The 25,364-nt window shown below is 43.7% G+C and carries 14 protein-coding genes; 13 read left to right on the plus strand and 1 reads right to left on the minus strand.

Going from position 1 to position 25,364, the window contains the following annotated elements; genetic code table 11:
• Positions 1–24: 24 nt before the first annotated feature.
• From U2P89_RS01895 to U2P89_RS01955, 13 genes are all read left to right on the plus strand, one after another.
• Positions 25–3,078, plus strand: coding sequence for a TonB-dependent receptor (locus U2P89_RS01895; RefSeq protein ID WP_322190506.1), 3,054 nt, complete (start codon positions 25–27; stop codon positions 3,076–3,078).
• A 16-nt stretch (positions 3,079–3,094) separates the two neighbouring features.
• On the plus strand, positions 3,095–4,858 hold the full coding sequence (locus tag U2P89_RS01900; RefSeq protein WP_322190456.1) for a RagB/SusD family nutrient uptake outer membrane protein: 1,764 nt from the start codon (positions 3,095–3,097) through the stop codon (positions 4,856–4,858).
• 221 nt (positions 4,859–5,079) lie between these two features.
• Positions 5,080–8,253, plus strand: a complete 3,174-nt coding sequence (locus tag U2P89_RS01905) for a TonB-dependent receptor (protein WP_322190457.1) — start codon at positions 5,080–5,082, stop codon at positions 8,251–8,253.
• Positions 8,254–8,276: 23 nt separating this feature from the next.
• Positions 8,277–9,938, plus strand: coding sequence for a RagB/SusD family nutrient uptake outer membrane protein (locus tag U2P89_RS01910; RefSeq protein WP_322190458.1), 1,662 nt, complete (start codon positions 8,277–8,279; stop codon positions 9,936–9,938).
• Between the two features lie 7 nt (positions 9,939–9,945).
• Positions 9,946–11,460 carry a Gfo/Idh/MocA family oxidoreductase gene (locus U2P89_RS01915; protein ID WP_322190459.1) on the plus strand — a complete coding sequence of 505 codons (1,515 nt, stop codon included), beginning with the start codon at positions 9,946–9,948 and terminating at the stop codon, positions 11,458–11,460.
• 179 nt (positions 11,461–11,639) lie between these two features.
• Positions 11,640–12,494 (plus strand): sugar phosphate isomerase/epimerase, encoded by an 855-nt coding sequence (locus tag U2P89_RS01920; protein ID WP_322190460.1) that lies wholly within the window; start codon positions 11,640–11,642, stop codon positions 12,492–12,494.
• 116 nt (positions 12,495–12,610) lie between these two features.
• On the plus strand, positions 12,611–14,329 hold the full coding sequence (locus U2P89_RS01925; RefSeq protein WP_322190461.1) for an FAD-dependent oxidoreductase: 1,719 nt from the start codon (positions 12,611–12,613) through the stop codon (positions 14,327–14,329).
• Between the two features lie 31 nt (positions 14,330–14,360).
• Positions 14,361–16,244 carry an FAD-dependent oxidoreductase gene (locus tag U2P89_RS01930; protein WP_322190462.1) on the plus strand — a complete coding sequence of 628 codons (1,884 nt, stop codon included), beginning with the start codon at positions 14,361–14,363 and terminating at the stop codon, positions 16,242–16,244.
• Positions 16,245–16,299: 55 nt separating this feature from the next.
• Positions 16,300–17,346 carry a DUF4434 domain-containing protein gene (locus U2P89_RS01935; RefSeq protein WP_322190463.1) on the plus strand — a complete coding sequence of 349 codons (1,047 nt, stop codon included), beginning with the start codon at positions 16,300–16,302 and terminating at the stop codon, positions 17,344–17,346.
• 36 nt (positions 17,347–17,382) lie between these two features.
• The gene (locus U2P89_RS01940; RefSeq protein WP_322190464.1) at positions 17,383–18,462 is read left to right on the plus strand and encodes an SGNH/GDSL hydrolase family protein; all 1,080 of its coding nucleotides are present in this window, start codon (positions 17,383–17,385) and stop codon (positions 18,460–18,462) included.
• A 15-nt stretch (positions 18,463–18,477) separates the two neighbouring features.
• Complete coding sequence (locus U2P89_RS01945; RefSeq protein WP_322190466.1) at positions 18,478–19,593, plus strand: DUF4434 domain-containing protein; 1,116 nt, start codon at positions 18,478–18,480, stop codon at positions 19,591–19,593.
• A 75-nt stretch (positions 19,594–19,668) separates the two neighbouring features.
• On the plus strand, positions 19,669–21,072 hold the full coding sequence (locus U2P89_RS01950; RefSeq protein ID WP_322190467.1) for a sugar porter family MFS transporter: 1,404 nt from the start codon (positions 19,669–19,671) through the stop codon (positions 21,070–21,072).
• Positions 21,073–21,159: 87 nt separating this feature from the next.
• On the plus strand, positions 21,160–22,788 hold the full coding sequence (locus U2P89_RS01955; protein WP_322190468.1) for a sialidase family protein: 1,629 nt from the start codon (positions 21,160–21,162) through the stop codon (positions 22,786–22,788).
• Between the two features lie 84 nt (positions 22,789–22,872).
• On the opposite strand, the gene U2P89_RS01960 is transcribed toward U2P89_RS01955, so the two are convergent.
• A complete protein-coding gene (locus tag U2P89_RS01960; RefSeq protein WP_322190469.1) occupies positions 22,873–25,359 on the minus strand; it encodes a DUF4982 domain-containing protein in 2,487 nt (828 codons plus the stop codon).
• Positions 25,360–25,364 lie beyond the last annotated feature (5 nt).

Below are 25,364 nucleotides of genomic sequence, written 5' to 3' on the forward strand. Positions count from 1 at the left end.
AAAAAAGAGAGAACCCTTTTTACAATGTGTAGAAAGAAATGTCTATCGTTCATTTTGAGTTTCTGTGCTCTGATAATTTATAGTGCAACAGTGTATTCACAGGTAAATATCAGCGGGATAGTAAAGGACTCAAATAATGAACCTCTGATTGGTGTAAATGTAATTGTGAAAGGTACCCAACAGGGAACTGTAACAAATACTGAAGGTGAATTCACTTTAACCGCTCCCAATACAAATGCGGTTATTGAATTCTCATATATAGGATTTCAGACCCAGGAACTTTCTCTTAATGGGCAAACTTATTTAAACGTCATTATGAGGGAAGATTCTGAGTTGTTAGAAGAGGTAGTTGTAGTAGGATATGGTACACAGAAAAAAGTAAACTTGACAGGTGCTGTTCAAAATGTTACCAGTGCAGACTTAACAAAACGCAGTTTATCCAACACCTCTACAGCATTACAAGGTTTGGTCCCGGGTGTTTCCGTGGTACAGCCATCCGGACGACCGGGAGGAGATGGCTCCTGGATTACTATCCGTGGAACAGGCTCAATCAATTCTTCTACCAGCCCGTTAATATTGATAGACGGTGTAGAAGGAGATATTAACAATATAGATATAAATGCAATCGAGTCAATTTCTATTTTAAAAGATGCGGCATCCGCCTCTATTTACGGATCCCGTGCATCTAACGGTGTTATTTTAGTAACGACCAAAAGGGCAAAAGAAGGAAAAGTAAGAATTACTTATAATGGATATGCAGGTTTCAATACTCCAACCTCTATGCCTGATCCGGTGAATGCAATTGAATATATGGAGGCAGTGAATACAGCCCGGGCAAACGCTGATATGGATCCACAATATTCTCAGGAGATCATTAATATCTACAAAACCCAAGGAGCAGATAATCTCAACTACTACGACACAAACTGGCGTGAAAAGGTACTCAAAAATCAGACGTTGGCTCACAACCATTCCGTAAGTTTAAGTGGAGGATCAGAAACATTCCGTGTTTTTGCGAATGCCGGCTATTATTATCAGGAAGGGCTTATTTCCAATAATGATTATTCGCGCATGACCCTGCGTTTAAATACGGACGCTCAAGTTACTGAATGGATGAAAGTCGGCATTGATATCAACATCCGGCAATCCGACGTCACACGTCCCAGCATGGAAGAACCGGAATCAACTATCAACAAAGCATTGACATTTACCCCGGTATTTTCTGGTCAAAATAATGATGGTACATGGGGATTCGGACAGAACGGAGATAATCCGATCGCGGTATCGAAAGCTGGCGGAGTACATACCGGCGTAACGCCTGAGTTAGGTGTAAAAGGGTTTATGGCCATAAATCCCTTTAAAGGATTTGAAGTATTGGGTAGTTATAGCAGCCGGAAAGTAGAATACAAATCGGATTATTTCATTAAACCATACGATACATATGAAAATGGAGTTTTCAGGACATCCTATCCTGCTACCGGAACCCAAAAGTACGAGGGTTGGAGTCAGACTATAACCAATCAATTCAACCTACAGGCGTCTTATGAAAAGACAATATCCCAAAATTATTTCAAACTGCTGGGAGGTATGCAAACTGAAGAACGATTGATCCGTAGTTTCGGTGCGAGCCGGAAAGGATATGAATTTGAAGGTTTCGAGGAATTGAACAACGGGGATATTTCGACAGCCACAAATTCCGGCGGGCGTTTGGAATGGGCTATGTTGTCCTACTTTGCACGTGCAAACTATATTTTTGCAGATAAATATCTTCTTGAGTTAAATGGAAGATGGGATGCTTCCTCCCGTTTTATGAAAAACTATCGGTGGGGCTTTTTCCCTTCAATATCGGGAGGATGGAGGATTTCCGAAGAATCCTTCTTTGAACCTATAAAAAAGAGCATAAACAATCTAAAAATCAGAGCTTCTTACGGAACATTGGGCAACCAGGATATTATACTTAACAATAATCCGGTATATTTTCCTTATGCTGCCTCCATCAGTTCCGGCTACGGATATTGGTTCGATAAGGTTCTGGGAACCGGCGTAGCTCAAACCCAGGTTGCCAATGAAAAGATATCCTGGGAGAAATCCACTCAATTGAATTTTGGATTGGATGGAGATATCCTGAATTCCCGATTAAGTTTCAGTTTTGATTATTACATACGCAATATAAATAATATGTTGCAGCAATTTCCCATTCCTTTGTATGTAGGATTATCTTCTCCATGGGAAAATGCAGGCTCTATGAGAAATAACGGCTGGGATCTGTCTCTCACCTGGAGAGAGAGAAAAGGCAATGTAAATTATTATGTCACAGGTAATCTTTCAGATGTAAAAAATAAAGTTACCAATCTTTATGGTAATGAATATATCGGTACTCAAATTACAAAAGAAGGATTACCTCTTAACTCGTGGTATGGTTATGTTTCAGACGGATATTTCCAGAGCCAGGAAGAAATAGATAACTCACCCGTTTATGGAGGCAATAAAGAAAATGTAAAGCCGGGATATATAAAATACAAAGATATCAGCGGACCCGACGGAGTACCCGACGGTGAGATCACAGATGAGGACCGGGCTGTCATCGGGAATCCATATCCCCGATACGAATTCAGTGTAAACATGGGAGCTGAATGGAAAGGTTTTGATTTTTCTGTTTTCTTCCAGGGTGTGGGCAAGAAGGATATTTTATATACCGGTGCGGGAGCCCGTCCTTTCTACGTAGGACGCACTATCTTCAAGAATCAGTTGGATACATGGACACCGGATAATAGAGATGCAGAGTTTCCACTTCTTTTAATTGACGGTTCTGGAAGTAATCCGAACAATATTGTCTCTGACTTCTGGATAAAAAGTGGAGCCTATATGCGATTAAAAAATGTAGTTCTCGGCTATAGCTTACCTAAAAATACATTAGATAATCTAAAGATAGAGAGCCTCCGTTTTTATATCAATGGACAAAATCTATTCACACTCAGCAGCGCTTACAAAGGGTATGATCCGGAAAACTACGTAAATAATGGAAGTTTTTATCCTGTAATGCAGACTTTCACTTTTGGTATCGATCTTCGTTTTTAAAAAATAAAATAATCGTATGAAAAAGTTTTTATCTTATATAATATCAGGTGTGCTTTTAGCAGGAACATTGGTGTCTTGTTCCGATTTTCTGGAAAGAGAGTCATCAGACTATTCATCTTCCGGTTTCTACAAGTCAGAAGCAGCAATTCTGAATGGGACTTCCGGTGTATACAATTGTTTATACATGGATCTTGGATACAACGTCCCGTTTAGCGTATATCTGGATCATTTCACAGGATTAGGTATGGAGCGGGCAGAGAATACCACTATTGGTGCAGGAGGTGCACTCAATCCCGATAATGCGTCTGTCCAATCCTTCTGGAGTATGTTATATGTTTTGGTCGCCAGGGCCAATTCGGTCATCTATGGTTCCAGTGAATATATAGACGACATAGGAGGTAAAGCTCTTCAATATATTTCGGAAGTAAGGGTTTTAAGGGCTTTTGCCTATTATAACCTGATCGCCACATACGGGGATGTTCCGTTTTTTACTTCTCCTGTCACTATCGATCAATACAAAGATGCCAGAACATCGAAAACGGAAATTCTTGATTTTATCTTAAAAGAGATAGACGAATCAGTTACACATTTACCCTGGACGGCTACAGAAAGGGGAAGGGTAGATAAAGCTTTCGCTTATGGGTTAAAGGCACGTGCAGCCCTGTTGGGAGGTAGTCTGGACTATGCAAATCAAGGGACTGAATATTTCCGTATCTCAGCTGAAGCAGCCGCACAGGTAATCGGACAAAGAGAGCTGGCCGGTTCTTTTGATGACTTATTTAATATAACAGGGCAAACCCAAGCAGATGTACGTAACGAAATGCTGTTCGAGTTAATGTATACTAAGCAGGGAACACAAAAAATCCATGTGATTGCTTTTGGACAGGTATCCAGAAACACAGGTCAGACAGGGAGGCATCCCTCCATGCTATTGGCTGATATGTTTGAGTGCATAGATGGAAAGCGGATAGACGAATCTCCACTTTATGACCCCAACTATCCGCAGAGAAACAGAGATCCGCGTTTCCATTCGACACTATGGATGCACGGTGATACGGTCACCGTAAATAATGGATCAGTTATACGCCATATCTTAAACGCTTATGACATCGAAACACCGTTCTATGATTTTTCTTCCGGCCAATGGACTTTACAAAATAACGCAGACATTAACAGTGCGGCGGCATGGGCGAGTTTCTGCAACGCAGGCTCAGGCTATATTTGGGCAAAATTCAGTAATGAAGTGGCAGAAAACATAAGCGCCCAATCATGTAATGTACCTGTCATGCGTTATGCCGAAGTTCTCCTGACATATGCAGAAGCGAAAATAGAATTAAATGAATTGGATGAATCGGTCTATAATGCGATCAATCAGGTAAGAAATCGTGCAGGTATGCCCAATGTTTCGGAAGACAGGATTGGAAATCAAAACAGAATGAGGCAGCTTGTCCGTAATGAAAGAAAAGTGGAATTCGCTCTTGAAGGATTACATCAGGTAGATATGAGAAGATGGGATATAGGAGACCTTGAAAATGGACAACCCAGCTATGGTCTTCCGATTCCAACCATTCGTTATGAAGGTATGACAAGCACCGATATTCCGGATTTCAAAAAGTCTGAACGTCATGATTTGAATAATATAGCCACATATGACTCATATAAGGATAAACTCAAAGTCCGTGACAGGAACAGATTCTGGGATAAGAAATTTAATCTGTGGCCGATTCCGCAAGTGGAAATAGACCGCAACCCAAATCTCACACAAAATGAGGGATACTAACTGTACATAGTCTATTGAACGTTTTCATTAAGCAATACGGGCAGAAGACAAACAAGTTTGTCTTCTGCCATTGCGAGAACTGGAAATTGAGGAGCGAAGGCGACTCAAAATGCCTTATGCAATTGAACTACTCAAGAATTGCCTAATTACTGTTTTCCGGGGAAAGAATATACTTTACCCGGAAATAGACTTATCAATCACCTAAACAAACACAAAATGAGATGAAAAGAAAGATTGTGAAACTATGGAAAGGATTTTTGTTCGCCTTGCTGTGGACATTTTCCTTATGTATATTTGCCCAGAACATTACTGTACAAGGTACTGTTACGGACACTAAAAGTGAACCCCTGATCGGAGTAACCGTACAGGTACGGGGAACAACCATCGGCACAATTACTGATATAGAGGGTAAATTCACTCTTTTAAACGTACCATCCAATGCCACATTGGAAATTTCCTATGTGGGTATGCATCCGCAGGTTGTTGAACTGGTTGGAAGAACATCTATTGAGGTAATAATGGAGGAAGATACCGAATTACTGGAAGAAGTAGTGGTTGTAGGTTATGGTACAATGAAAAAAAGTGATCTGACTGGTGCTTTAAGTCAGGTATCAGGCGAAGAACTAAAGAACTTACCTGTCAGAAGTGTAGCAGATGCATTACAGGGAAAAACCGCAGGAGTCACTATCACCTCCACCGGAGGAAGCCCCGGAACACCTCCCACAGTCAGGATCCGTGGAATTGGCACCGTCAATAACAATAATCCTCTCTATATTGTAGATGGATTACCTCAAACGGATATAGGATGGCTCAATCCCAACAACATTGCTTCAATGGAAATTCTGAAAGATGCATCGGCAACCGCCATATACGGATCAAGGGCTGCCAATGGAGTGATCATTATATCCACGATTAGAGGAAGCGGTCAGGAAAACAAAACCAGAGTAACTTTTGATGCCTATTACGGGATACAAAACCCGATCAAAATTTATGAAGTGATGGGGGCATCCGAATTTATTGACTATAAGAATCTGGCTAATACAAATGCGGGAAATGCAGCTTTTTATACTGAGAATCAGAAAAATCAGATATTACAGTTTCTAAAGGAGAATACGGGCAGTGAAGAAGGAACAAACTGGTGGAAAGAGATCAACCATAAAAATGCTCCTGTCCAAAACTATGATGTATCCCTCTCCGGAAGCGCAAACGGATTAGCATATCATACTAACCTGGGGTATATGAAGCAAGACGGCATCATAAACGGATCTGACTTCGACAGAGTATCATGGCTGACAAATATTGACCATCAATTGTATAAATGGTTAAAAATGTCTGGAAATGTAGGTGTAATAAAACAGTCAAGACGAAATGTAGTAGAGAATTCTCCCGGATTCAACACATCCTTTATTGCTTTCACGGCTGACCCTATATCTCCAGTATACAGAAAAGACCTAAAAGATATTCCCGATTTTCTGGAATCAGGTTTTTTTATGGATCAGGTTGATCCTAATGACCGTTATTCCTGGTACTCACCTATTCTACTGACCAACAAAGAAAATCCTGTTGCTCAAACAGATATCCGGAAGGATAATGTCTGGAATGATCTGTCACTAAAAGGAGGATTAAATTTCGATGCAGACATAACATCATGGCTGAAGTTCAGAACAAATTTTGGTGTCGATTTATACAGAGGAGGATCGGATGGCTTTAATCCAAAATATTATTTAGACGGAGACCAGTTTAGCAATGATGCTACCGTAAGCAAATATTATTCAAATTCCGATTACTGGGTTTGGGAAAATACGCTCACATTTAACAAGACCTTTGGCGATCATAATTTATTAGCCATGATCGGAACTTCCGCCGAAGAAACAATATCAGAAGCGACTTCTGCTTCTCGCCAGGGACTGGTAAGCAACAGTGAAGACCAGAGGATATTGGATGCTGCTTCAAAAAATCCGGGCGCAAGCGGCTGGAAATCGGAGTCCGCATTACAATCATTGTTTACACGTATCTTCTATTCATATAAAAACAGGTATTTATTCACTGCCAACATCCGTAGAGACGGTTCGTCCAATTTCGGCCCGGGATATAAATGGGGAACTTTTCCCTCTTTTTCGGCAGGCTGGAATTTTTCTGAAGAAGACTTCCTGAGTAATTCAAAATACCTTTCAAACGGAAAATTACGTGTAAGCTGGGGACAAATAGGTAATCAGGCTATCTACGACATAAATGATGCTAGTAACAGAGGGGGCGCTTATCAGTCGGCTTTCACCGGGAATTGGGGGTACTATCTGTTTGGCAGCAATTTCAACTCCCAGTTAATGGGTGGCAATAACCTGATGGGCAATCCAAATGTAAAATGGGAAACAACAGAACAGTTCGATATCGGTGTTGATCTGGGATTTTTCAAAAATACATTAAACCTGAATATTGACTATTTTCAAAAGAGAACGAAAGATATGCTTTTGAAAGTACCGCTTCCTTCCTATTTAGGGTTTCCCAATAATCCCTGGGTAAATGCCGGAAGTATTTTAAACAAAGGATGGGAAATAGATGTAAAATACAGGAACTCACTTGAAGATTTCAACTATTCCATTGGCGCAAACCTATTCACTTTCAGCAATAAAGTAACAAGCCTGGGTGGTGGAGAGCCTCTCTATGGTGGTGGCTGGATAACAGTTACCACGACCAAAACCGAAGAAGGGAAACCTATAGGTTATTTCTATGGATTAAAAACCGATGGTATTTTCCAAAGCCAGGACGAAGTGAATGCTTATAAAAACAAAGAGGGAGGGCTTATCCAACCCACCGCGCGTCCTGGTGATCTCAAGTTTTTAGATATAAACGGAGATGGTGTTATCAATGCAAATGACAGGACAAATATCGGCAATCCGTTTCCAAAAATGAGCTTTGGATTTAATCTTGCCGCCGATTATAAAGGCTTTGACCTTCAACTTTTATTCCAGGGGACTTATGGGAATAAAATCATGAATGCCAAGAAAATTGATATGTACTCAGGAGTCGGATGGTATAATGCCCCCAAAGACCTGATGGAGAAAGCCTGGTCTCCCACAAATCCTACCAATGAACAATTTCAAATAAATGCCGACAACACGAACAATCTTCAGGTTTCCGACTGGTTGGTAGAGGATGGTTCTTATTTGAGGTTGAAAAATATCCAACTCGGATATTCATTGCCGCAAAATATATTGACTCATTACAATATCTCGGGTATAAGAGTATGGGTAGGGGCATATAATTTATTGACTTTCACCAAATACACGGGGCTGGATCCTGAAATTGGCAATAGCAATCCTCTTAACAATGGGGTTGATGACGGTTATTACCCACAATCAGCCACTTATATGATGGGGATAAACATGACTTTCTAATAATTCGTAAAAATCAAGATACAATGAAAAGATATTATATATTATTCATATGGAGTATCTCTGTATTATTCTCATGTAGTGACTCTTTTCTTGAAAGAAATCCTAAGGGTAGACTGGATGAATCTGCCTACATGAAAACAGATGATGCCGCTTTCAAACTTGTAACATCGTGCTATCAACCTTTACACGATGGTTTTGCCTACTCTATCAACAGAGTAGCTATTGGCAGTGAAAGTGTGGATGATGCCGACGGAGGTGGATCGGATGCCGGTGACCGTCCCCAAACCACAGAATTGGGTAAAGGATATCCTCTTTCCAGTAATCCCTTGTTGCAAGAAGCATGGACCCATCGTTATACAGGAATTGGGCGTTGTAATGTCGGTATAGAACAATTAAGCAAGGAAGATCTGTCTTTAACGAGTGGCGGACAACCGGTCAGTAAGGAAACCGTGTCGAGATATATTTCAGAAATGAAATTTCTTCGCGCATGGTACTATTTCGATTTGGTCAATACGTTTGGAGGTGTTCCTTTGCTTAGCGAAATTCAATTGCCGGATACAAGGCTTGAGAAAGCATCACTGGAAGAAATGAGAACCCAATTATATAAGGACCTCGATGATGCCATCAATGATCCGAACCTGCCCTGGAAAAAAGAGATGAATCTGTCAACCGAGTTGGGCAGAGTCTCAAAAGATGCAGCATATACCTTTAAAGGACGTATCGCGTTATTTTTTGCGGGATTAATGGAACAAAACAAAATGCAGGGAAATGCCCAGGAAGAATACGAAATAGCAAAAAATGCAGCATCTGCAGTAATAATGCAAGGAGGGCTATCGCTGACTCCTGATTTTCAGGATCTATACGGAGGAGACTATGATAAAGGACTTTCTTCGCCGGAATGCATATTTACCTGCTTGAGCAAATATGTGCCGGAGACAGGATACCTTACAGACTCTTATGCCATTATGAACGTTGGTAGAAATAATGTTGGAGGATGGGGAGGAAATGTTCCCACTTCTGACCTGGCTGAGTTTTATGATGAGAGAGATCCAAGAAAATTATTTACTATTATCAGCGATGGAGATATTTTCAAAAGAGGTGGGGAAGAAGAAGTCCATAATTACAAAGGATATTATAATTTCAGTCTGCAACAAAGTCGCAAAGCATTTGTCCCGTATGATTACAGGGAAGATGGTAATCTACAGCGAAGCAAATGGGCTCCCTACTGGATAAGATATGCCGAAACACTGTTGATCTATGCGGAGGCAGTCTTGAAAACAGCCGGGAGCAAAGAAGAAGTTGCCACATATATTAATATGGTTAAATATAGAGCCTATGTCTCCACTTCCAAAAAAGATAGTTTTGCATTCCAAAGAAAATTTGAAGAAACATTGGAGGATATTGATGCATCAACATTTTTAACTGAATATGCCATAAAAGCAAGTGACGATTTAGAACAGGTCATTAAAGATGAACGTAGAGCTGAATTTGCTTTGGAAGGATTACGATTGTATGATTTAATCCGTTGGGGAGATTATGTCACAACAATGCAGGCATTTTCTTCTAAATATCAATATGCAGGAAAAGGAAGCGAAGCCTCCGAAAAAAGCTGGCCATTCCCGATACCTCAAGCGGAAATAGACCGTTCAAACGGAGTATTGACTCAAAATGATAATTATAAATAAATTTATTATGACAACTTATTCACGCAGAAAGTTCTTAAAGACCGCGGCCATGGGAGCCGCCGGTCTTACCATAGTTCCCAATACGGTACTTGGGAAAGTAAGGGGATATACTTCTCCAAGCGACAAACTGAATATCGCCGGTATCGGGGTGGGAGGAATGGGACGTCGCAACCTGGCGAACATGAAAACAGAGAATATCGTTGCGCTTTGCGATGTCGACTGGAAATATGCCGCCAAAACTTTCAACGATTATCCTAAAGCCAAACAGTTTAAGGACTGGAGAGCCATGTTCGACCAGATGGGTAAATCCATCGACGCTATTATGGTGGCAACCCCCGACCATACCCATGCCGGGGTAGCCGCCCATGCCATTACCCTGGGAAAACATACTTATGTCCAGAAACCATTGACTCATTCCGTCTATGAATCCAGATTGCTTACCAGACTCACCGAAAAATACAAGGTGGCAACACAAATGGGAAATCAGGGAAATTCGTTCGACTGGTGCCGGCAGATAGCCGAGTGGGTACAATCGGGCGTGATCGGCGATGTATACGAAGCGCATTGCTGGACAGACCGTCCCATCTGGCCACAGGGGTTGGGTGAACCCAAAGGAGGCATGCCCGTTCCCTCCACGCTGGACTGGAATCTGTTTATCGGCCCTGCAAAAAAACGCCCTTATGATCCCGCATATACTCCCTGGAACTGGCGCGGATTCTGGGACTTTGGGACAGGTGCATTGGGCGACATGGCATGCCATATTATGGATCCGCTATACTGGGCATTGGACCTGAAGTATCCGGTAAGTGTCTCGGCCAGTTCGACATTGGCAAATCTCTATTCCCCACCCCAGGCACAGAAAGTAACCTGCAAATTCCCGGCACGTCCGGCAAAGGGAAACGTCAATATGCCGAAACTGACGGTACACTGGTACGATGGCGGATTACTCCCGGACAGACCGCAGGAACTGAAAGACGGGGAAATGATGGGTGACTCCAATGGAGGTATCATACTGGTAGGCACCAAAGGGAAAATCATGACCGGCTGCTACGGGATGAATCCTACATTACTTCCCACATCCAGGATGGCAGATTTCAAACAGCCCGAGCCTACGATACCCCGCATCAAAGGAGGAAATGGCAATATCTGGGATACCAACGCACATGAACAGGACTGGATCAGGGCATGTAAGGAGTCTCCGGAAAACAGGACCGAAGCTTCGTCGAATTTTCGCTTTTCCGGACCTTTCAATGAAATGGTGGTAATGGGGGTATTGGCCGTACGCCTTTCCGGTTTGCAGGGACTGCACCGCGAACTGCAGTGGGACGGGGAGAATATGCAATTTACCAACATATCCCCGACCGATAAGATCAGCATCGTTACACATGATGAATATGCGGTGATTGACGGGGATCCGAAATTCGACAGAAGGTTTGCGGAGTTCAACGCCTCCGAAATGGCAAATGAATGGATCAGGCATACCTATGAAAACGGGTTCACCTTGCCGGATATGCCGAAATAACTTTTATACCCTTTCCCTCTCTTTAAACGGAGGAAAGGGTGTAAATTGCGAAAGGAATAATAGACATAATATATTTGTCTGTACCTTGCAATAAGAGTAATATGGAACAAGGACTTGAAAAGGCATGAGAATACTAAATCATTAAAAGAATTAACATTGCAAATAAATTACCCAATAATATGAAAACAATAAAAACAGTACTGATTGCATTATTCTGCATTATAGTAAGTACCGGTTGTACCCAAGACAATACGAAAACAAAAGTGGAAAAACAAGGATGGCATTTATCCATGCAATCCTATACTTTTCATCTGTTTACAGTAGCGGAATCACTGGATAAAACAGAAGAATTGGGGCTCCGTTTTATCGAGATCTATCCCGGGCAAAAGATGGGGGAAGGATTCGGAGATCTTGTTTTCGGCTATGATTTAAGTATGAGAGATCAGGAAAGGCTGAGAGTTCTGGCCGCGTCAAAGCGTGTCAAAATCATTTCTTCGGGCGTATGGACTGCCCAAAGAGAGGAATGGGACTCTATTTTTTCATTCGCAAAAAATATGGAAATGGAATTTATCAGCGCTGAACCGGCCCGTGAAGATTGGGAGGTTGTGGAAGAGCTGGCTAAAAAACATAACATAAAAGTGGCTGTTCATAATCATCCAAGTGAAAACTCTTACTGGAGTCCGGAGGTATTGCTTGGTAGTATCGGGGGTAGGGACGGTTTATTAGGAGCTTGCGTGGACGTGGGGCATTATAAAAGGATGGGATTGGATCCTATTTCTTCCATACGGCAACTCAAGGGAAAGATCATCGCATTACATTTCAAAGACATTGCACCGCAGGGAAAAGAACAAAGCCTCGAAGATGTGGTATGGGGACAAGGCATCCTCGACGTGAAAGGAATGATGAAAGAATTGAAAAAACAAAAATTCAAAGGCTATTTCACGATCGAATATGAAGCGGACTGGGAGAACAACCTGCCCCAGATAAAACAATCAATTGAATATTTCAATCAGGTTGCGGAAGAGATACTATAAAGTCTCTTTGAAAATGCCGATACCTCTATTGTGACAAGATAATTATCTGTCACAGGAATTACATGTTCTAACGCAGGAAGAACTGATTATTAAGTAAATAGAAAATAAACTGTATTATGGATAGAAGAAATTTTATCACTTACGCTTCTCTCTTGGGAGGTTCTGTTGCCCTACAGGGAAGTCATGGTTTTGTGACATCTGAGAAACGGGGCGATAAAAAAGATAAGAATTCCGGGGCATCTGAAATGCATGCAGATGTTATCATTATCGGAGCAGGGATGGGTGGTTGTGCAGCAGCTCTTGCCAGCTGTCGTAACGGACTAAGCGTGATCATGACTGAGGAGACCGACTGGATCGGCGGTCAGGTATCCCAACAGGGTGTTCCCCCCGATGAACATCAATGGATAGAGACGCACGGTGCACCGCAGTCGTATCGCGACTTCAGAAACAGGGTACGGGATTACTATCGTCGTAACTATCCGTTAATAGAATCTGCCCGTACCCGGGAACATCTCAATCCCGGTGATGGAAGCGTTTCCAGATTGTGTCATGAACCGAGAGTGGCCGTATCGGTATTGACAGATATGCTTTCACCTTACCTGAGCACCGGAAAACTGCAGCTACTGTTCAATTATAAAGCAAAGAGCGCCGGCGTAGAGGATGACCGGGTTACGAATGTAGAAGTAATACACCTTTATTCAGGCGACAAGATAATCCTCACAGGCAACTCCTTTGTAGATGCGACAGAGTGTGGCGATTTGCTTCCGTTAACAGGCACTGAATATGTTACCGGTACTGAATCGAAACACGATACAGGGGAACTGCATGCTCCGGAAAAAGCAGATCCGATGAATAATCAGGCTTTCACAGTCTGTTTTGCTATGGACTATCAACCCGGAAAAGACAATGTGCAGGATCCCCCTAAAGAATATGATTTCTGGAAAAATTACGTCCCGGAGATGACGCCACCCTGGTCAGGACGATTATTGGATTTATCCTATTCTGATCCGAAAACGTTAGTACCAAAAAAACTGGGATTCGATCCTACAGGTAAAGATCTGGAAAGTGTACTCAATCTGTGGAATTACAGGCGAATTATCAATCGAAAGAATTTTATTGAAGGTACCTATGATGGCGATATCACAATTGTAAACTGGCCCCAAAATGATTTCTTTCCCGGTAATCTGATTGATGTTCCTGAAAAAGAGTTTCAAAAAAATATCGACAAGGCCAAGCAATTGAGCCACTCACTCTTTTATTGGCTTCAGACAGAGGCTCCCCGTGCGGATGGAGGTGTCGGCTGGCGCGGATTGAGGCTACGTGGCGATATTATGGGTACAGAAGATGGAATGGCTAAATATCCTTACATTAGAGAAGCCAGAAGAATCAAAGCTGAATTCACTGTGCTTGAAGAACATGTGGGGGCAGAAAACCGAAAACAGGTTGCCGGCAATATTGCAGGTAAGCGTGCTGCGGATTTCTATGATAGTATAGGAATAGGCTATTATCATATCGATCTTCATCCCAGTTCGCGCGGCAATAACTATGTCGATTTCTCTTCACTCCCTTTTCAGATACCGTTGGGATCGCTTCTTCCGAAAAGAATAAACAATCTCCTTCCTGCCAATAAAAATATAGGAACAACCCACATTACTAACGGCTGTTACCGTTTGCATCCGGTGGAATGGAGCATCGGTGAAGCAGTGGGATGCCTGATCGCCTTTGCCGGCAGGAAAAAGGTGCCGTTTCGCGCCGTCAGAGCGGACAAGAACCTTCTGTCCGATTTTCAGAAAGAAATTGAACGTCAGGGAATAGAGACGAAATGGCCGGAATAATGATCCAGCCCATTAGAAAAAGATTCAATCTATGTGCATACTAAAAATATCCTTTCAACTCTTCATTCTCCTCTCAATAGTCTTTACTTCACAAAGCTGTAAAGACAACACACCATTCCCCGATGTACTTATCATTGGAGGAGGAACCAGCGGTGTCAGTGCAGGAATAGCTTCGGCACGAATGGGAGTACAAACGATGATTATAGAAGAATCGGAATGGTTGGGCGGAATGCTTACAAGCGCCGGTGTAAGCGCAGTAGACGGAAATTATCGTCTGCCGGGCGGTTTCTGGGGAGAACTGAAAGATTCACTGATAAATTATTACGGTAGCGCCGAAGCGCTGAAAACCGGATGGGTAAGCAATGTGCTGTTCGAGCCATCGGCTGGAAATAAAATCCTGCAACAGATCGTAGCGAAGGAAAAGGATTTAAAGATCCATTTCAAAAGCAGGTTAAAATCAATTATAAAGGAAAAAGAGAAGTGGATTGTAACCATTGAAACACCGGAGAAAACAATTATGCTTTATCCGAGAATCGTTATCGATGCTACCGAATTAGGCGATGTTGCGTTCCAATGCGGTGTAAAGTACGATGTGGGAATGGAAAGCCGTGAAGTAACAAAAGAAGAGATCGCACCGGAAACAGCCAATGATGTGATACAGGATTTAACCTATGTGGCTATTCTGAAAGATTACGGCAAAGATGTGACGATCCCTATACCTGAAGATTACGATCCAGGCTGGTTTGCCTGCCCGTGCGATAATCCGTCCTGCAGTAACCCCGACCCGAAAAACGTATTATGGTCGAAAGAACAAATGATGCTCTATGGCAAACTACCGAATAACAAGTATATGATCAACTGGCCTATTGAGGGCAACGATTATTACGTGAACTTAATCGGTAAAAGTGAAAAGGAACGCGAGGAAGCCCTGGAAAAAGCAAAAAAACATACGCTTCGTTTCGTTTATTTCATTCAAAAAGAATTGGGAATGAATACGCTGGGACTGGCAGACGATGAATTTCCCACTTCGGACAAAATGCCGTTGATTCCCTACCATCGTGAATCATTACGTATTCACGGTTTGGTTCGCTTCACGCTTAATCATATCGTGGATCCCCATACACAGGCAGAAAAGTTATATCGCACCAGTATTGCAGTGGGAGATTATCCGGTAGATCATCACCACGGAAGGTATCCTGAAAAAGAAACACTCCCTCATCTCTACTTTCACTCTATTCCTTCATACGGACTTCCGCTGGGTGTGATGATACCCCAGGATGTAAAGGGACTTATCGTAGCTGAAAAATCTATTTCTGTTTCCAATATCGTCAATGGTACGACCCGTTTACAGCCGGTTGTATTACAAATAGGCCAGGCCGCGGGAGTATTGGCGGCACTAAGCGTGAAAAGCGGGACAGATATAGATAAAGTACCCGTGCGCGACGTCCAACAAGTACTCCTGTCACAAGGGGGTTACCTTTTGCCATATCTCGATGTGGAAAAAGAGCATCCGCTTTTCCTGCCTTTACAACGTATTGGAACTACCGGTATTTTACAGGGTATCGGGAAAAACGAAGGCTGGTCAAACGAAACCTGGTTCAGAGCGGATGATCCGGTTTTATGGTCTGAACTCGGCGGTATGAAAGAGATATACCCTTATATCGAAATTTCCGACCTGGCTACTCCCGTCGTACTGAATGATATGCTTGAATTGATCATCACAATTGGCGATAAAGAAAAACTTTCTTACGACAGAGACATACTATCTATTGCCAAAGAGATATTTACAAGGTTTGACTTGCCCGGATATGAACCGAATAAACAACTCACCCGTGCAGAAGCCGCAGTGTTGATTGACAGCTTGCTAAATCCTTTTGAAAAAGATGTAGATATAAAAGGATATTATATAATGTAGAAAAAGACATGCGTGAAAGCGGAGTTATTTCCATAAAAGAAATTACATTTACTCAATGAAACGACGCGATTTTTTACGATTTGGAGGAACAGTACTGATTGCAGGAAGTGTTTCTCATGAAATCCAGGCCGCTATCCGACACAATTCGGAAAAAATAAAACCCATTGAAGGATCCTGGTTTGAATTCCAGCACCATAATCTTGCTGAAGGAAAATACTGGAATGAGACCCTGAAAACATTCTCCGCAGCACAATGGGATGCAAAGGTAAAAGAAATTGCCGACAGCGGTATCCGCTATCTGGTATTGCTCAACGTAGCCATATATGATAAAACGTTTTATCCTTCCGTATTACTTCCTCAACACGAAATGGGTTGTGAAGACCCGCTCGAGACTATATTGAACGCCGCTGACAAATACGGAATAAAGTTTTTCATCAGCAACGATTTTTTTGGCGACTGGACGAATCCTTATTTTCTGATGACAGATCCCGGAATCAATAAATTACGGTTGACAGCCATGAACGAGATCGCTGAAAAATACGCGCATCATAAAAGCTTCTACGGATGGTATTTTCCGAATGAAACGGGAATATCGGGACATTACGAAGATTTCTTTATCAATTATGTAAACGCATCTTCTGCCGAAGCGGCAAAACTGACTCCCGGCACAAAAACACTGATCGCACCTTACGGCACAAGGAACGTAAAGGCCGATGACAAATACGCACGTCAGTTAGAGTCGCTGAATGTCGATTATATCGCTTATCAGGATGAAATCGGAGTGGAAAAGACCAGAGTGGACGAAAGTGCAGGATATTTCGAGCAATTGCACCGGCTTCATAAGAAAGCGTCCAGATCCCGCCTATGGGCCGATGTAGAGGTGTTCCGGTTTGAAGGAACAGTATACCAAAGCGCATTGCTGCCTGCTCCGGCTGAAAGGGTTATCCGGCAACTGGAAGCCGTTTCACCGTTTGTGGAAAAGATATTCATCTACCAATATACGGGATTATTGAATAAACCGGGAAGTTTGCCTTTCGCCGGTCATCCTGATTCCCTGATATTGTATGAAGAACTGGCAAAACATAAAGTAATCAACAGCTAAAAAGCAGTCCGGAAGTAATTTATTAAGAAACGAGAAATGAAAAAAGCAAATCTATTCTTAGCATCTGTTTTATGTATTCTTGCTTTACAGCTCCCTGCACAAAAAGTGTATTATGACGCGGACCAATTCCCGTTGATCGGAAAAACGTCGGACGAGACCGAAACCAGGTACGAGCGTCTCCCGGCACGCCTGAAAGATATATGCCGTCCCCCGGTATGGACCCTGGGAAAAAACACATCGGGACTGGCAATACGTTTCAGGACAAACAGTACGGCTATTTCTGCAAAATGGGAAGTAACAGGGGACAACCGAATGAATCATATGACCGAAACGGGGATCAAGGGTGTCGATCTCTATGCATGGGAAGAGGATCACTGGCAACCCGTGAAAGCCGGACTCCCTTCCGGAAAAGTGACTGAACGAAATATTATTTCTGGCATGACACCACAGGAACGGGAATATATGATGTTCCTCCCGCTTTATGACGGAGTGGCTTCTCTTTCGATAGGAATAGATTCTACAGCTTATATTAAAAAACCGGCACTTCTCTACCCTGACACCACCCATCCTATTCTCGTTTATGGAACCAGCATCACTCAGGGCGGATGTGCCACGAGACCGGGAATGTCATATACCAATATCCTTTCCCGTAGGCTAAACAGAGAAGTCATCAATCTGGGATTCAGCGGAAACGGGCAGCTCGATTATGAGATTGCAGAATTGATGTCAACCCGCCGGGATGCATCCCTGTTCGTGCTCGATTTTATTCCCAATGTCAATGCTACACAGTTGACAGAGAAGACCAGACCTTTTTTCGATATAATACGCAAAGCCAATCCCGATACACCCATTCTTTTTGTGGAGACAGTTATTTTTCCTCATTCTTTTTATGATAAAAACATCTATGAAACCATAACGGAAAAGAACAGGTTGTTGCGCAAAGAATATGAAAAGATCAAGCACGAAGGAGACAAAAACGTATATTATCTGGCAAATGATGACCTGATCGGTAATGACGGAGAAGCCACTGTCGACGGTATCCATTTCACCGATTTGGGATTTCTGCGTTTTGCCGATAAATTATATAATACTATCCAACATATAAATATTCAATAACTATTAAACAGAAAAATGATGCAGAACAACAGAAGAGACTTTATCAGAAAAGCGGCTCTTGCGGGTGCTTCGGTAGCGGCTATTCCCGCATTATCTGCCTGCGAGGGCGCAGGGAAGTCGTCCTCAGCAAATGATAATCGATCCAACATATACAAGGACAATGAATTGAAAAGCCAACTTATTGTTCCCGGGAATAACGGAATACAAATAACCGGTACATTCCTGGATGAGATATCCCACGATATTCCCCATCAGAACTGGGGAGAGGCGGAATGGGACCTGGACTTCCAGTATATGAAAGCCATCGGTATCGACACTGTGATCATGATCCGCTCCGGATACAGGAAATTCATTACCTACCCGTCGGAATATTTATTGAACAAAGGATGTTTCATGCCGTCGGTCGACCTGGTGGATATGTACCTGCGCCTGGCAGAGAAATACGGCATGAAGTTCTATTTCGGCCTGTACGACTCCGGTCATTATTGGACAACGGGCGACATGACCCATGAAATTGAAGACAACAAGTATGTGATCGATGAAGTGTGGAAAAACTACGGTGAAAAATACAAAAGTTTCGGAGGATGGTATGTGAGCGGTGAAATAAGCCGTGCCACCAAAGGGGCAATCGGCGCTTTCTACGCCATGGGCAAGCAATGTAAAGATGTATCCGGGGGACTGCCCACATTTATCTCACCCTGGATCGACGGTAAAAAAGCAGTTGCTGCAAGCGGGGAAGCTCTAAGCAAAGAGGAAGCGGTATCTGTGCAGCAACATGAGAAAGAGTGGGATGAGATATTTGCCGGGATTCACGAGGTGGTAGATGCCGTGGCATTCCAGGACGGACATATCGATTACGATGAGTTGGACGCTTTTTTCACTGTAAATAAAAAGCTGGCCGACAAATACGGGATGCAATGCTGGACAAACGCCGAGTCGTTCGACCGCGACATGCCGATCAAGTTTCTACCCATCAAATTTGATAAACTCCGGATGAAGCTGGAGGCAGCCAAACGATGTGGCTACGACAGGGCAATCACCTTTGAGTTTTCCCATTTTATGAGTCCGCAGTCGGCCTATAGCCAGGCCGGGAATCTATACAACCGGTATAAGGAATATTTTAATCTGTAATAAAGGGGGAAAGACCGCCCGGGTTCAAGAGAAACAACAGTGTAATATACATAGAATATTAATTTATAACTAAAGATGCAGAAAGCAGAGAATATTAGCAGTTATGTGATCTTTCTTTCCGTTGTAGCGGCATTAGGCGGTTTCCTTTTCGGGTATGATACCGCCGTGATTTCGGGAACGGTGTCCCAGGTGACAAGTCAGTTTGGTTTGACAACGCTCCAAAGCGGTTGGTATGTCGGTTGCGCACTGATAGGCTCAATCAGTGGGGTTCTCTTTGCCGGAGCTTTGAGTGATTATTTCGGGCGTAAAAAGACAATGCTACTATCAGCGGTATTATTTACCACCTCGGCATTGGGATGCGCCATTGCCCCCGACTTTAACCAACTGGTCATTTGGCGAATTGTAGGAGGGATAGGTATCGGTATTGTATCTATTGTTTGTCCGCTCTATATCTCGGAGATTTCCCCCGCTTCCCATCGTGGTAGAATGGTTTCCCTCTACCAGCTTGCGGTCACAGTAGGTTTTCTGGGCGCCTACCTGGCAAATTACTATCTGCTAAATTTCTCTGCAGGATTTACCTCATCAAACTCGATATTGCATCAAATCTTCGGGACAGAGATCTGGCGTGGAATGCTCGGTGTCGAAACCATTCCGGCCATGATGTTCTTTATTATTATCTTTTTCATTCCCGAAAGCCCCCGCTGGTTGATCGTGAAAGGGAAAGACGAAACCGCATCGGGAATACTCTCTAAGATTTACACCAAAGCATCGGAAGTCTCTTTCCAGATCAATGAGACCAAACAGATGTTGGAATCGGATGTAAAATCGGATTGGAAACTACTTCTCACACCGGGCATCTTCCGTGCGGTACTGATCGGTTGTGCCATCGCCATCCTGGGACAATTCATGGGTGTGAATGCCGTGTTGTACTATGGTCCGTCCATCTTCGAGACAAGCGGGCTTTCAAGCGGTGATTCCCTGTTCTATCAGTCATTGATCGGTCTGGTCAATATGGGAACCACGGTACTTGCCCTTTTGATCATAGACAAGATAGGACGGAAGAAACTGGTTTATATCGGCGTTTCCGGCATGATCCTCTCTTTGATCCTTATCGGTATTTATTTCCTGACAGGTGAATCATTAGGCATGTCGAGTATATTTTTACTGGGATGTTTCCTTGCTTATATTTTCTTCACGGCAGGTTCCATCAGTGCGGTGATCTTCGTGTTCCTCTCCGAGATGTATCCTACAAAGATAAGGGGACTGGCCATGTCTATCGCAGGATTTTCGTTATGGGTCGGTACTTACCTTATCGGACAGCTTACCCCCTGGATGCTCGAAAACGCTACCCCCGCCGGCACATTTTTTCTGTTTGCAATCATGTGCATCCCTTATATGCTTATCGTATGGAAACTAATGCCTGAAACCGCCGGTAAATCACTCGAAGATATCGAAAGATTCTGGTTAAAAAAGAAATAAACGGTGTATCTGGAAAAATAATTTTTACTCATAGAAATTTTACAGTAGCTTTGTTAAATGATTACTTATACTGTAAAACATTTTATAATGAAAAGAATTATTTTAAGTTTCCTGCTTGCCTGTTTCATCTTCACCATCCAGGCCACAGATACGATATATATAAAACAAACACAAATTCCCGTTTTAATAGACAGGTTGGATAATGTATTGTTTTACGTTCGGATAGATGCCCGAAATTCAAAAACGCTGGATGAGATCAAACTCAGGTTTGCCGAAAATACCAACCTGGACGAAATAGCATCTGTAAAATTGTATTACGGGGGTACTGAAGCGCCGGAACGGCTGGGAAATATCCACTACGCACCGGTACAGTATATTTCAAGTCATAACGCGCAGGGGAAGACACGTGAGGCAATCCCATCGTATTCCATTAAAGTAAACGAGCAGCAATCACCGTCCGACGAAGTGATTTTTACACCGGCATATAGGCTGTTTCCGGGTATAAACTATTTCTGGATTAGCTTGCAGATGAAACCGAGCACTTCGCTTCTTTCTACGGTTGGGGTAGATCTTGTTTCGGCTAAACTCGACGGGAAGAATGCACCTGTAACAAGGCAGGATAAACCGGCAGCACATCGCATGGGAATTGGGGTTCGCCATGCCGGCGATGATGGCGCAGCTGCTTATCGTATCCCGGGATTAGCCACAAGCAATGAAGGCTCATTGCTGGCAGTGTATGATGTCCGCTATAATAACAGTGTTGACCTGCAGGAATATGTAGACGTAGGATTAAGTAGAAGTACCGATAAGGGACAATCCTGGGAGGAGATGCGTATTCCTTTGAGCTTCGGCGAATATGGGGGATTACCGAAAGCGCAGAATGGCGTAGGCGATCCCGCGATATTAGTGGATACAAAAAGCGGCACAATCTGGATCATTGCATTATGGACACACGGCATGGGGAACAGGCGTGCATGGCACAACTCGCAACCCGGAATGGATATAAACGAAACCGGACAACTTGTGCTTACAAAAAGTACTGATGACGGTAAAACCTGGTCTGATCCTATCAATATCACACAACAGGTGAAAGATCCGTCATGGAGGCTTTTGCTACAAGGTCCCGGAAGAGGTATCACCATGCAGGACGGGACGCTGGTCTTTCCGATACAATTTATCGACTCCACTTCCGTTCCCTTTGCCGGCATCATGTATAGCAAAGACAGCGGTGAAACATGGAAAATCCATAACCCGGCACGCTCGAACACGACGGAAGCACAAGTAGCTGAAACAGCTCCGGGAGTACTTATGCTGAATATGCGGGATAACCGGGGTGGTAGCCGTGCCGTTTCAACAACCGGAGACCTGGGATTGACATGGACGGAACATCCTTCATCCCGTAAAGTGCTACAGGAGCCAGTCTGTATGGCCAGCCTTTTACAGGTAGATGCCAAAGATAATGTACTGAACAGGGATATCTTATTGTTCTCCAACCCAAATTCTACCAAGGAACGGAATAAGATAACGATTAAAGCCAGCCTGGATGGTGGCATCTCTTTTCCTGAAGAGTATCAGTTACTGCTCGATGAGGATCACGGATGGGGATATTCGTGCCTGACGATGATCGACAAAGAGACCATTGGTATTATATACGAAAGCAGTGTGGCCCATATGACATTCCAGGCCATAAAACTGACTGATATTATCAGGAAATAGCTTCTATCATAGTCAAAAAATAAAGTAGGGTTACGCGGCATTACCACGTAACCCTACCGTTTTATGAGCCTGTACGAAACGGGCTTATTTTGCCTGAATGTTTATACTCGCTTTCCTCAATCCTTTGGATGTTGCTTCCAGCGTAATTGTACCGGGCTTCTCCGTCGATTCAACGACCGCTACCAGTTTGCCGTTGAAGAGGTACATCTGCGGCAGGTGGAAAAGATCGAGACTCGTGGGATCGCCATTGGCACCGGCCCGGTAACTGCCCGCCCCTTTCACGTTGAACCTGACCAGTTCGTTTACATTGGGACAGGGATTACCGTCTTTATCTACTACTGATACCGTAATAAATGCCAGGTCTTTACCGTCGGCATTGATGAGGGTCCGATCTGCTTCAAGCACTAATCCATGGGGTTCCCCCGCAGTACGGATTTCCTTTTCAGCTACGGCATTTCCATGCTCATCGTATGCCACTACCTTCACAGTTCCCGGCTCATACCGGGTATCCATCCACATCAGGCGATACCGTTTCTGTCGTGCAAAATTCTTTTGCGCCTCTTCTGTATAGCTTCCTTCGAGCGGTACAGAGAGGTCTTTGGTTCTTTTTCCCTGACTTTTTCCGTTGATAAACAATTCGGCCGAGGGGTGATTAGTGTACACAAAAACAGGCGTCACTTCGCCTTCCCGTCCTTCCCAGTTCCAGTGCGGAAGGATATGCAATGTCCCCTCTTCCTTATTCCAGTGGCTGCGATAAAGATAAAACCGGTCCTTGGGTATCCCAGCCAGATCCACGGCTCCGAACAATGAGCTGTGGCTGGGCCATGCACTGTAATAAGGGGTGGGTTCTCCCAGATAATCAAAACCGGTCCATATAAATTCACCCATTGTGTAGGGCAGGTCGTCGTGCTGGATAAAATCGTCTTCCGGCAGGTTCGACCATGCCGCATGTTCCACATCATATGACGAAGCCTGATGATCGTCATACATAGCCATCGACCTTCTCTCCACCGGAAACTTATACACTCCGCGGGAACTCAGGGCAGAAGTGGTTTCACTTCCCAGCACCAACTGCTGAGGCAATCGCTCATAGGCTTCCTGGTACCGGAAGGAACGATAATTGAACCCGGGCACATCCATGATAGCCGCCATGTGATTGGAGAATACATGATCGGGACGATCCATCCCATTGGTCACCGGACGGGTCGGGTCTTCCCGGTGGCAGATATCCTGCAGGAAACGGGCTACCCTGGCGCCCTGCTTATTGCTCTGTTCTTCCACTTCGTTACCGATGCACCACATCACCACGCTGGGATTGTTGCGGTAATGATGGATGACATTCACAATATCCTTTTCAGCCCATTCGTTGAAATAACGGTTATATCCATTCTTCACCTTGGGAATAGCCCATTCATCAAAAGTTTCCACCATCAGCATCATACCCATCTCATCGGCAATACGCACGTACTCCGGAGCCGGCATATTGTGAGAGGTACGGATGGCATTTACTCCCATATCCTGCATAATTCGTATCTGCCGACGGATAGCCGCTTCATTCACCGCAGCACCCAGCGGGCCCAGGTCGTGATGAAGACAAACACCCTGGAACTTCACTTTTCTGCCGTTAAGGATAAATCCTTCGTCAGCCACAATTTCAATGGTACGGATACCAAACGGGGTACTATACTCATCCATCAGTATCCCATCTTTATATAATTTTGAAACTACCCGGTACATATTGGGCTGCCTGATATCCCACAGTAACGGATCTTCGACAAACAGGTCCCGGGAAATTTCACCAAGATCATATGGGGTCAACAATGCTTCATCTGATGCGACTACACGCGACGACGCATCATTAATTTCTGTCACCAGCCTGTAATTTCCTTCTCCTGAAGTGACCACTTTTGTTTTCACATTCACCCGCGCAAATTTCTGGTTTACTTCGGGTGTGGTCACGTAAGTGCCCCAAACGGGGATATAAGCTTCGTTGGTAGTAATGATATGCACGTTACGGTAAAGCCCTGCCCCGGGATACCAGCGCGACTGCTCTTCGAAATTCTCCAGACGGACCGCCAGCAGGTTATCCTGCCCGTCATTATGCACTAAGCCCGTGATGTCAAAATAAAAAGTGTTGTAACCGTTGGGCCAGTAGCCGGCCTCCTTCCCGTTGACAAATACCCGCGCATTACTCATGGCACCATCGAACTGGATAATCACTCTCCTGCCTTCCGAATGGCCGGGTATGGAAAAAGTGTTCCGGTACCACCCCACCCCTGTGAAAGGCAGGCCACCGGTTCTGCCATAATGCTCGATGGCAGTAGTTTGTCCATCCTGCACAATCGCCATCCGGTGAATATCATTTTCTTTGCTGAAAGGACCGTATATTGCCCAGTCGTGAGGTACGCGCACGGTCTGCCAATTGCTGTCGTCATACACAACCTCCGATGCTTTGGGATCATCGTTGCGGGTAAATTTCCATCCCTGTTCAAGGGAAACAGTTGTCCGGGTAGCATACAAAGCACTTAGCCCGATCAAAAGTGCAATCCAAACAAATAAAAACTTCTTCATACAAT

The sequence above is a fragment of the Proteiniphilum sp. genome (genome assembly GCF_034331125.1).
GTDB lineage: Bacteria > Bacteroidota > Bacteroidia > Bacteroidales > Dysgonomonadaceae > Proteiniphilum > Proteiniphilum saccharofermentans.